Annotated in this window: 7 protein-coding genes; 2 read left to right on the top strand and 5 right to left on the bottom strand. The window is 73.2% G+C overall.

The window, feature by feature from the left end; translation table 11 throughout:
* Positions 1-84 precede the first annotated feature (84 nt).
* A complete protein-coding gene (locus O7546_RS06540) occupies positions 85-1,944 on the top strand; it encodes a hypothetical protein (RefSeq protein ID WP_228532913.1) in 1,860 nt (619 codons plus the stop codon).
* A gap of 11 nt (positions 1,945-1,955) precedes the next feature.
* Here O7546_RS06540 and O7546_RS06535 read toward each other — a convergent pair whose 3' ends face one another.
* Together O7546_RS06535 and O7546_RS06530 are read right to left on the bottom strand one after the other, a co-directional pair.
* Positions 1,956-3,740, bottom strand: coding sequence for a hypothetical protein (locus tag O7546_RS06535; RefSeq protein ID WP_194803010.1), 1,785 nt, complete (start codon positions 3,738-3,740; stop codon positions 1,956-1,958).
* Positions 3,698-5,620, bottom strand: coding sequence for a hypothetical protein (locus O7546_RS06530; protein ID WP_194803009.1), 1,923 nt, complete (start codon positions 5,618-5,620; stop codon positions 3,698-3,700). Before O7546_RS06530 ends, O7546_RS06535 begins: the two co-directional genes overlap by 43 nt.
* A gap of 156 nt (positions 5,621-5,776) precedes the next feature.
* Between O7546_RS06530 and O7546_RS06525 the strand changes: the two genes are divergently transcribed.
* Positions 5,777-6,967, top strand: a complete 1,191-nt coding sequence (locus O7546_RS06525) for a hypothetical protein (RefSeq protein ID WP_281600599.1) — start codon at positions 5,777-5,779, stop codon at positions 6,965-6,967.
* Between the two features lie 94 nt (positions 6,968-7,061).
* Here the strand turns inward: O7546_RS06525 and O7546_RS06520 are convergent, their stop codons facing one another.
* The 3 genes from O7546_RS06520 to dxs all read right to left on the bottom strand — a co-directional run bounded on the left by O7546_RS06520 (position 7,062) and on the right by dxs (position 11,006).
* Positions 7,062-7,568 carry a GNAT family N-acetyltransferase gene (locus tag O7546_RS06520; protein WP_269696354.1) on the bottom strand — a complete coding sequence of 169 codons (507 nt, stop codon included), beginning with the start codon at positions 7,566-7,568 and terminating at the stop codon, positions 7,062-7,064.
* A 111-nt stretch (positions 7,569-7,679) separates the two neighbouring features.
* Entirely contained in the window at positions 7,680-8,747 is a 1,068-nt protein-coding gene (locus O7546_RS06515; protein ID WP_281600598.1) for an IS110 family transposase, read from the bottom strand.
* 315 nt (positions 8,748-9,062) lie between these two features.
* Positions 9,063-11,006, bottom strand: coding sequence for a 1-deoxy-D-xylulose-5-phosphate synthase (gene dxs / locus O7546_RS06510; protein WP_194803007.1), 1,944 nt, complete (start codon positions 11,004-11,006; stop codon positions 9,063-9,065).
* Between the last annotated feature and the right edge of the window lie 58 nt (positions 11,007-11,064).

Below are 11,064 nucleotides of genomic sequence, written 5' to 3'. Positions count from 1 at the left end.
GAGCCGCCGCCCGACCGTGACCGGCCGTGTGACGAACCGCCTGTACGATGGCGCGTCGTGGCCGTGCCCGTGGTGGACCCCTCGTTGAACCCCTCGCCCGTCGAGGCGGACGCCGTCGTGGCCGACCCGCCACGCCGAGCACGTCGCCGGCCGGCCCGCGCCGACGTGCTGGCCATCGGAGCCTATGTGTTGCTCGGCGTTCTCGTCTGCCTCAACTACTGGGGCGACGTCGAGAACCGGGTCTCCTCGCACCTGCCCACCGACCACAGCTGGTTCGAGTGGCTGTTCGCGCACGGCGCGTACTCGGTGCAGCACCTGGAGAACCCGCTTTTCACCACCCGGCAGAACGCGCCGGACGGGGTGAACATGATGGCGAACACCTCGCTGCTCGGGGTGACGCTGCCGCTGGCGCCGCTGACGCTGCTGCTCGGCCCGCAGGTGATGTACGCGCTCTACCTGGGCGCCGCGCTGTCCGCGACCGCGGCAACGTCGTACTGGGTGCTGTCCCGGCACCTGGTCCGGTCCCGGGCCGGGGCGTTCGTCGGCGGCGCGTTCCTCGGTTTCGCGCCGGGCATCGTGCACCACGCCAACGGCCAGCCCAACTTCGTGTCGAACTTCCTGCTGCCGCTGATCGTGGCCCGGGTGCTGCGGCTGGGCGAGCCGGGCCGCTGGCGGCGCAACGGGCCGGCGCTCGGGTTGCTGGTCGCGTACCAGATCTTCATCAACGAGGAGATGCTGCTGCTGACCGCGCTGGCCTGCCTGGTCGTCGTGGTGGCGTACGCGGTGCAGCGGCCCCGCGCGGCCCGCGAGCGGGCCGGGTCGTTCGTGGCCGCGCTCGGTCTCGGCGGCGGCCTGGCGCTACTGCTGACCGCGTACCCGATCTGGTTCCAGTTCAACGGCCCGCAGTCCTACCGCGGGTTGCAGGGCGGCGTCTTCCACAACTGGGGCGAGGACCTGGTCGCCTTCGTCACGTTCGCCCGGGACACGATCGCCGGTGACGAGGCGGTGGAGAAGACCATCGGGCTGACCGAGCAGAACACCTGGTTCGGCTGGCCGCTGGTGCTGGTGGCGCTGGCCGCGCTGGTGCTGCTGGTCCGCCGGTCGGTGCCGGCGCGGATCCTGGCCGTGCTGGTGGTGCTGTTCACGATCGCCTCGATCGGCCCGGTCGTCCGGTTCAACGGCGCGGAGACCGACATCGACGGCCCGTGGGCGTACGTGCCGGACGACCTGCCGCTGGTCGAGATGATGATGCCGACGCGGTTGAGCCTGGTCGTGGTGGCCGCCGTCGGTGTCCTGCTCGCCCTGGCGTGGGACGCGCTGGCCGGTGCCGGCCGCCCGCCGGTGCCCGCCCCCCGCTCCGGCGCCGACGACGGCGGAGACGACGACGGTGACGGCGGGACGGCCGCGCGCGAAACGCGCCGCCGGGTGCTGCGCCTGGCCGGGCTCGTGGCCATCGCCGCCGCCGTGCTGCCGCTGATCCCGCGTCCGCTGCCGGCCGAGCGGATCGACCCGCCGCCGCACTTCATCACCGCGGGCGGCTGGCGGCCGTACGTGCCGGAGGGCCGTACGCTCGTGCCGGTGCCGATCCCGAGCAACGTCCACGGGCTGCACACGCTGCGCTGGAGCGCGCTGACCGGGCACGAGTTCCCGATCCCGGGTGGCTACTTCATCGGCCCGAACGAGCGCGGCGAGGGCGTGTTCGGCGCTCCGAACCGGCCCACCAGCACGCTCATCTACTCCACGATGGACGCGAACGAGGTTCCGGAGATCACCGAGGAGAACCGCCGCCAAGCCGTGGACGACCTGCGCTTCTGGCGGGCCTCGGTGGTGGTGCTCGGGGCCGGCCCGCGTGAGGCGGTGCTGCGCGACCTGATGGCCGAGCTGCTCGGCCCGCCGCAGCGGGTCGACGACGTGTGGATCTGGGACGTCCGCGACCGGGTGTGACTCCGCGCCGGTCAGCCGACGAGCGGGCGGACGTCCCACAGGTGTCCGCCGGGCACGTCCCGGCCGGGGCCGACCAACAGGTCCACTGTGGCGCGTACCGGGTCGCCGGGTGACGAGTCGCCCTGCACGAGTGCCGCCGCGCGCCAGTGCCGCAGGTCGTCGACCGCCTGCCGGCGTTCCGTCTCGCCGACCGGCGGCACCCGGCCGGTCTCGGCGGCCCGGCGCAGCAGCAGCGACGTGGGCCGGTCCGGCGCGCCCCAGCGGGCCGCCGGGTCGCCGGCCGAGCGCGGGCCGATGAAGTAGCCGCCCGGCGCGTCGAACGCCAGCCCGGTGCGCGCCGACCAGAACATGGCGGGGCTGACCGCCGCCCCGGTCACCGGCGGCACCGGCACCAGCGTCCGGCCCGCCGGCACGTACTCCCGCCAGCCGCCGCCGGACACCACGGCCGGGACCGGCGCGACCGGCACCGTGCGGATCGGCGTCGGCGCCAGCGGCAGCAGCGCCGCGGCGACCGCGCCGGCCCACGGCGCCCAGGTGCGGACGCCGCCGTGCCGGACCCGGTCCAGCGCGAGCGCCAGCAGCACCCCGAGCACCGGTACGCAGACCAGCGCGAACCGCGCCGGCACCACCAGGTCCAGCAGCGGCACCCCGGCGAGCAGACGGTACGGGCCGGGCAGCCCGGTGTCGTGCCGGTTCACCACCATCGGGGAACCGAGCGACAGCAGCGCGAACAGCAGGCCGCACGCGGCGAGCGCGCGCACCAGCGGCCGCCGCCACAGCCGCACCACCACGAGGACGGCCAGCAGCGGCAGGAACGGGCCGAAGAACGAGTTCTGCTCGGTCGGGTTCGGCGACAGCAGCCCGGCCCGGCGGGCGTCCCCGACGACGCTCTGCCGGGCGGTGGTGACGAACGAGACCACGTCCAGCCGGTAGCCCTCGGTGTGGAACGGCATCCCCCGGTAGTGGCCCGGCCCGGCGAACTGGAACCACAGGGGGTACGCCAGCAGCACGCCCGCCACCAGCGCGCCGACGCCCAGCCGGCGGGCCACCACCGGTGCCAGGCGGCGGGCGGCGGCCCGGTCGGCGAGCGCGTACGCCCCGGCGAACACCCCGGCTGCGAGCGCCAGGAAGACCAGCACCTCCTCGCCGAGGAACACCTGGTACGCGACGGCGAGCCCGAGCAGCACGCCGTCGCGCCGGACCCGATCGCCGGCCGGGCGGAACACCAGCGCGAGGATCACCGGCACCAGGAACTGCGCGGCCATGTGCAGGTGCGCCCCGGCCTGCGCCACCATGCCCGGGGCGAAGCCGCAGAACAGGCCGCCCACCGCGGCGGCGGCCCGGGAGCGGACCAGCCGGCGGGCGAGCAGCGCGTACCAGGCGGTGGCGGTGCCGGCGAGGCTGAGCGTCACGGCGACGAGGAAGGCCGCCTGGGAGCCGAAGACGACGGTGACCGGGGTGAGCGGCACGCCCAGTCCGAGCACCGACGTGTTCGCCATCAGGTTCACCCCGTCCGGGGCGTTCAGCGCGCCGCTGTACAGCGGGTTCTCGCCGCCGGTGACCGCGCGGGCGGCCCGGGCCAGCATCCACTCGAACAGCATCTGGTCGCCGGCCTGGTGGAACAGCCGTTCCGGCCGGCGCCACTGGCCGGTGGTGAGCAGGACGGCGAGACCGAGGTAGCCGGCCACCACCAGCACGTCGACCGGGCGGGGCCGGCGGCGGCGGGGCGCGGGGGCGGGGACCGCCGGTTCGGTCAGGCGGACCGGCTGGTCAGTTTCCGCACGTCCCACAGCCACACGTCCAGCTCCTGCCGTCCGGGGCCGACCAGCTGCTCCACGGTGCGGCGCAGCGGCTCGGCGTTCTGCTCGTCGCGCGGCAGCACCACCACCGCCGCGTTCCAGTGCCGCAGCTCGTCCAGGTAGCGGCGCCGCTGGCGGTCGTCCAGCTTCGGCGTGCGGCCGGTGGACGATACCTCCCGCAGCATCTCGCCGATGCCGCTGGGGCGGCCGCCGAAGCGCCCGGGGTCGCCGGTGACGCCGTTGCGCGGCGCGAGGAAGTAGCCGCCGGGGATCTTGAAGTCGAGGTTGGTGCTGGCCGCCCAGCGCATCGGGTCGGTGTTGCCCATCGCGGGCACCGGCACGGAGACGAGCGTCTGATCCGGACCGACGTACTTGCGCCACCTGTCGGCGGTGATGAACTCCGGCACCGGCTCCCGCGTGGTGACCTGCAACGGCATCGGCGCGATCGGCAGCAGCGCGAGGACCAGGCCCGCGGCGGTGAGCTTGCGGGCGGTCCGCCGGTCCACGCCGCGCAGCGCCCAGGCGCGCCGGACCGCGTACGCGAGCAGGATCGCCACCGTCACGCCGGTGATCAGGCCGAATCGGGTCGGCACCACGGCGTCGAGCAGCGGCAGCCGTACCAGCAGCTCCCACGGGCCGGTGGCGATCTCCCGGTCCCACCAGGAGATCCGCTCGCCGAGGGAGAGCACGGCGAAGAACAGCCCGGTGGCGGCGAGCGCGCGGACGATCACGTCCCGCCGCAGCCACACCACGATGCCCACGACGAGCAGCGACAGGCTCCAGCCGAAGAACGCGTTCTCCTCCGAGTAGTTCGGCGCGAGGTTGACGTTGGCGCGCTCGTTGCCGCCGAACGTGGGCGAGCCGGGGGCGAAGAACGCGGCGATGTCGTTGCCGTAGTCGCGCACCGCGTCGCTGAGCCCGTGGTACGCCATCGGGCCGGCGAACTGCACCCACAGCGGGTACGCCAGCAGCGCCCCGGCCAGCGCCGCGCAGACCGCCAGCCCGGCGCCGAGCGGTCGCCACGCGGTGCTCCACCGCTCCCGCTGCTGCACCACCACGGCGATCAGGAACACGCCCAGCGCGAGCGCGGTGAAGAGCAGGATCTCCTCGTTGATGAACGCCTGCGCGGTGACCAGCAGCGCCAGCAGCACGCCGTCGCGGACCGGCCGGGCTGACCGGGTCAGCACCAGCACCCGCCACACGATGAACGGCAGCAGGAACTGGCTGATGATGTTCGGGTGCCAGTTGGCGTGCGACAGCATGGCCGGTGAGAAGCCGCAGAACCAGGCCGCCACGGCGGCGGCCGGGCGGTGCCGGATCAGGTGCCGGGACAGCACCCGGTACCAGGCGGCGGCGGTGCCGGCCAGGCCGAGCGTGACCAGCGTGACGAAGGAGACCGCCGGTCCGAACAGGAGGGTCACCGGCACCATCGGGATGCCGAGCGCCAGGATGGCGGTGTTCGCCATCAGGTTCACGCCGTCGGGGTAGTTGAACTGCTCGGTGAAGAACGGGAACTCGCCGTGCAGCACCACCCGTACCGAGTGGGCCAGGAAGAACTGCACCTGCGCCGGGTCGCTGCTGTAGAGCGCGGCGACCCGCCCGGCCGGGTCGACCCAGATGCCGCTGGTGACCCAGATCGCGGCGAGCAGGAATCCGCCGTACACGGTGAGGTCGATCCGGCGGCGCGTCCACCGCCACCGGCGCGCGCGCCGTGCGCCCGGCGCCTCCGGCTCGGCCGGCGCTTCGGGCGGGGTGGTGGTCGCCGGCTCCGGCTCGGCGGTGATGGTGACCGATGGTGGGTCCAGGGTGACGGCGCGGTGGCCCGTCGGTGCGGCGGCGTCCGGCGTCGAGGCGCCGCGGGTCTCGGCAGGCGTCACAGTCGGCGGAGTCTACCGGAGCCGGATATTGGTACCCGAATCGCCCGTCACGTTCCGCAGTGGCCGATCGGCCGAAAGGGTGAGCCGGGCGCGGCCGGGTGACCGGCCGTCTCGTACCATGTGGGCTTCCGACCGACGACCGGCGAGGGGATCAGGGTGCTTTCAGCCCGCCGAGGCGCTACGACGGGCATCGCACTGGCAGCTCTGCTGCTGGTCACGGCCGGTTGCGGACCGGTCGCCGAGCGGCGGCCGGCGGACCTGCGGGTCGGCTACGACAGTCTGGACGGCACCCTCGCGGTGTGGCCGCCGCGCGGCAGCCTGGCCCGCGACGCCGCGGCCACCGCCGCGATCACCACAGCGGTACGCGACTGGCGCTCCCCGGTGGACGACCGGGTGCACGTGCCCACGTCCGGCATCCTCTTCTCCGGTCAGGTCGCCGGGTCGGCGCTCGCGCTGGTCGCCGCCGACGTGCCCGGTGACGCCGCCTCGTGGCTGCTGCAACTCGACCGGGACGGGCAGCGCTGGCGGGTCGTCCACGCCACCGAGTACACCGACCCCGGCTACCTGGTCTACTCCGACGTGCTGCCGGTGCGGGAGCCGTCCGGCCGCCGCTACCTCACCTCGGCCCGCGTCGAACGCCTGACCGGCCCCGACGGCAAGGTGCTCGGCGGCACCGACGGCGTCAGCGACCCGGTCGCCGTACCGGCCTGCCGGGCCGTCGAACTGACCGCGACGCTGCGGGCCACGCCGTCGCTGCCGCGCGGCCGGGCCGCGGACCGCGTCCTCGACCTGGGTACGGCCACCGAAGCGCCCCGCTACCCCCTGGTACGCGACGAGACGGGCGCCGGGAAGCGCGCGCTGACCGGACTGGACACCTGCGTGCTGGCCGGTGAACGGGGTCCGTTCGGCAGCGTGCCGCGCCGCATCGGCGACCGCGAGGCGCCCCGTTCCGCGCCGGAGTCCTGGCCGATGGCGAAGATCGCGACGCGGTCGCTCGGTTCGGTGGCCCTCGGCGAGGGCGAGCCGGGCGAGTTGGAGCAGCTCAGCTGGGAGACGCCGGGCGCGACCATGACGGCGGTGGTCTACCGGCCCGCCGACGGCGGCACCCCGGTGGTCTCCCCCGCCGACCGGTCCACCACGCTTCAGGCGTACCACCTGCCGATGCCGGGCCGGCCGCTGGCGGTGCTGTCCTGGCGTACCCGGGACGCCTCGTTCTCCGCCCCGCCCGGCACGACGCGTCTGGTGGACCGTCCCGGCCTGGTGGTGGTGGAGCACACCGACCAGAGGCAGACGTTCAGCCTGGCCGGCACCGAGAAGACCTGGTACCGCTCCCTCCCCACCCCCTGACCGGCCCCCGTGGTCGGCCCACCCCGTCGATCATGAAGTTGACCGCGACAAACCGGACACGAACCACCGCCAACCTCATGATCACCCCACCGGGTCAACGGGGGCTGAGCTGCATGCCCAGGTAGGGGGTCTCGGCTGGGCCGGGGCGGGAGGTGCCGTCGGGGCGCCAGCCGTGGCGGGTGTAGAACGCGCGAGCCCGGGTGTTGCGCTCCCACACCTCCAGCACGCCCAGCACCAGCCCCTCGTCCGCCAGGTGACGCACGAACAGCGCGTGCAGCGCACTGCCCACGCCTCGGCTCCAGCGCTGCGGGTCGACGTGGATCTGGTAGAGCTGCGCCGTCGTCCGCGGATCCAGGTCGGACGAGTGCGGCGGCCCCACGGCCAGCACACCGGCCAGGGCGCCGTCCACGATGGCGACTCGCACCCGCTTGTGCGCCGAGCTGATCGCCGCCGCCCAGCCCTCCCGCTGCTCCCGGGCCAGCTCCGGAGTGAGGATCTCCCCGACCGGCAGCCCACCGGCCCCGTAGTAGGCCACCCGCGCCCGGCTGTGCAGCCCGACGATCCCCGAGAGATCCCCCAACCCAGCCTCGCGAATCTCCACAACACCCTCCCTCGACCCCAGACACCCCGCGATCTTGCGGTTGCGGCCCTCCTTTATCGGGCGAAACCGACATCAGGAGGGCCGCAAGTGCAAGATCTGTGAAGGTTGCTGTCAAGTGGTGGCTTCGAGGGTGCGCCAGATTTGGCGGGCTATGTAGCGTTTGAGGCTGCGGGTGATCTCGGCTGGGGTGCGGCCTTCGGTGGTGCGGCGGTTGATGTAGTCCTTGGTGGGCTGGTGGCATCGTTGGCGGGTTTTGGCGATGGTGTGCAGGGCGGCGTTGAGGGTGCGGTCGCCGCCTCGGTTGAGGCGGTGGCGGGTGATGCGCCCGGAGCTGGCGGGGACGGGGCTGACGCCGGCGAGTGAGGCGAAGGCGGCTTCGTTGCGGAACCGGCCGGGGTGTGACCAGGCGGTCAGCGCGATCGCGGCGGTGACGGGGCCGATGCCGGGTTGGTCGAGCAGGGTGGGGCAGAGTTTGTCGACCAGGGTGCGGATTTCGGTGAGGTTGGCTTTCAGGAGCCGGTCGAGGGTCTGGATCTGCTCGGCGAGGGTTGCCAGGTGAGTGCGGCGCAGCCGGTCGAGACCGCTGCCGCTGGTGGTGGTGGTGAGGGTGGTGGCGTGCTGGACCTGTCGCAGGGTGCTCAGTCCTCGCATCTGTGTGCGGAGGTCGTCGTCGGCGGTGAGGATCACCGATTTGAACAGGTTGATGGTGGCGGTGCGGGTGTCGCTGTAGTGGCGGCGGCAGACGTGCAGCAGGCGCAGGGCTTCCCGGTCGCCGTCGGTGCGGGGTGAGGCGACGTGGTCGGCGGCCAGGACGCCACGAGCGGCGTGCGCGGCGTCCAGCGCGTCGGACTTGCCGCCTCGACGGCAGCGCCCGGCAGCGGGTTTGGGTGCTTCCAGGACGTACTCACCCGCGGCGCGCAGGACGCGCAGCAGACCGACACCGTGACAACGAGCGCCGTCCAGGGCCCAGGCCCGCCGGCCCGTTCCCAGCACGGCCGTCTGCCGGCCGGCCCAGGCCAGCAGGACAGCGGCGCCGTCGTCGGTGGCCGGCACGGTGATCTCCGCCAGCACGGTGCCGACCGCGGTGAGCACCGCGGCGGTGTGCGTATCGGTATGGGTGTCCACACCGACGACCGCGTCGACACGCTCGGCCAGACGTTCTGCCAGGATGGGAAACACGGACGGTTCTCCCTTGCACGGGACGACGTTCGGACGGCGTCGGCCCGGGAGCGATCACCCAGCGGCACATCTGTGATGAGTCACGCGACACGGGCTGCACACCCCTTCGCGGACAGGCTTCTGATCAGGCCAACAAGGTGGGCCGGGCCGACGCCGGCAACCCACGAGGACAAGTCGACGCCACGGCACACCAACTGACAGCGGCCAGATCTTGCATGAGTCACCCATAGATCACCAACGTCGAACCCTACCGATACCAACCTCCCGGAACCGGCCCACCTATAGAAGCGTCGACGAGTCAGGCGGGGCGGTGGCTCAGCTCTGGGCTCGGGCTCCGTTCGTGGCCGGGTCCACCGGGGCGGCGTCCAGGCCGGAGATCCAGCCGGTGACGTCGCGCGCCACGTCCTGCGCGGTCAGCCGCAGATCGGCCAGGATCTGCGCGCGGGTGCCGTGCGGGTGCCAGTCGGCCGGTACGCCCATGTCCTTGACCGGTACGCGGACGTCGGCGTCGCGCATCGCCTGGGCGAGCGCGGAACCGACGCCACCGATGCGTACGCCGTCCTCCACGGTGACCACGAGCCGGTGCGCGGACGCCAGCTCGACCAGTTCGGCCGGCACCGGGCGCACCCAGCGCGGGTCGACCACAGTCACGCCGTAGCCCTGCTCGGCGACCCGGGCGGCGACCTCGACGCCGAGGCCGGCGAACGAGCCGACCGCTACCAGCAGTACGTCGGTACGCGCCGACTCGGCCAGCACGTCGACCGGGCCGACCCGGCGTACCGCCGGCAGGTCGGCGGCGACGGTGCCGGTCGGGAAGCGCAGGATGGTCGGGCCGTCGTCCACGGCGACCGCCTCGCGCAGCTCCTCGCGCAGCGTGGCCGAGTCGCGGGGCGCGGCGATCCGCAGGCCGGGCACCACACCGAAGACCGACATGTCCCAGATGCCGTAGTGGCTGGGCCCGTCCGGGCCGGTGATGCCGGCCCGGTCCAGCACGAACGTGACGGGCAGCTTGTGCATGGCCACGTCCAGCAGGACCTGGTCGAACGCGCGGTTGAGGAACGTGGCGTAGACCGCCACGACCGGGTGCAGCCCGCCCATCGCCAGGCCGGCGGCGGAGGTGGCGGCGTGCTGCTCGGCGATGCCCACGTCGTACACCCGCTCCGGGTACTTGCGGGCGAGCGTGGCGATGCCGGTGGGCTCGGCCATGGCGGCGGTGATGCCGACCACGTCGGGGCGCTCGTCGGCGATCGCGACCAGCTCGTCGGCGAAGACGTTCGTCCACTTCACCGACGGCACGGCGAGCAGCTTGCCGGTCTCGGCGTCGAACGCGCCGGGGCCGTGCAGGCAGTCGGCCTCGTCGTCCTCGGCGGGGCGGTAGCCGTAGCCCTTGCGGGTGACCGCGTGCACGATCACCGGGCCGCCGAAGTTCTTCGCGGCGCGCAGTGCCGCCTCGACCGCCGGCACGTCGTGGCCGTCGACCGGGCCGACGTACTTGATGCCGAGGTCCTCGAACATGGCCTGCGGGGCGACCGCGTCCTTGATGCCCTTCTTGACCGCATGCAGCACCTCGTACATCGGCTTGCCGACGAACGGCGTGTTGCCCAGCGCGTCCTTGACCGTGTCGAGCACCTTCTCGTAGCCGGGGTTGAGCCGCAGCGACGACAGGTGGTCGGCGAGGCCGCCGATGGTCGGCGAGTAGGACCGGCCGTTGTCGTTGACGACGATCACCAGCGGGTTGCCGGCGGTCGCGATGTTGTTCAACGCCTCCCAGCACATGCCGCCGGTGAGCGCGCCGTCGCCGACCACGGCGACCACCGAGCGCTTCTCGCCGCGCAGCGCGTACGCCTTCGCGAGGCCGTCGGCGTACGACAGGGCGGTCGAGGCGTGCGAGTTCTCGATCAGGTCGTGCTCGCTCTCCGCCTGGCTGGGGTAGCCGGAGAGGCCACCACGCTGGCGGAGCTTGTCGAAGCCCTCCTGCCGGCCGGTGAGGATCTTGTGCACGTACGCCTGGTGGCCGGTGTCGAAGAGGAGCCGGTCACGCGGGGAGTCGAAGACCCGGTGCATCGCCAGGGTCAGCTCGACCACACCGAGGTTGGGGCCGACGTGGCCGCCGGTGCGGGAGACCTTGGCGATCAGGAAGTCACGGATCTCGGCGGCGAGGATGTCCAGCTGCTCGGCGGTCATCCGCTTCACGTCCTGCGGGCCGCGGACGGTGCCCAGCAGCCGACCGTGGTTGGCCGTGCCCTCTTCAACACTCATGACCGGAGAGTCTATCGGCCGCGGAACAGTCCGCAGCCCGGCCGTGCATCGACCCAGG

This window comes from Micromonospora sp. WMMA1976 (assembly GCF_027497335.1).
Taxonomy (GTDB): Bacteria; Actinomycetota; Actinomycetes; order Mycobacteriales; family Micromonosporaceae; genus Micromonospora; species Micromonospora aurantiaca.
The sequence above is the reverse complement of the archived record's forward strand: the minus strand, read 5'-3'. Positions and strand labels throughout refer to the sequence as shown.

What these genes read in the sequence shown, in the direction of transcription:
- dxs (WP_194803007.1), bottom strand. Translation starts at nt 11,006, where the DNA reads ATGAGTGTTGAAGAGGGCACGGCCAACCACGGTCGGCTGCTGGGCACC.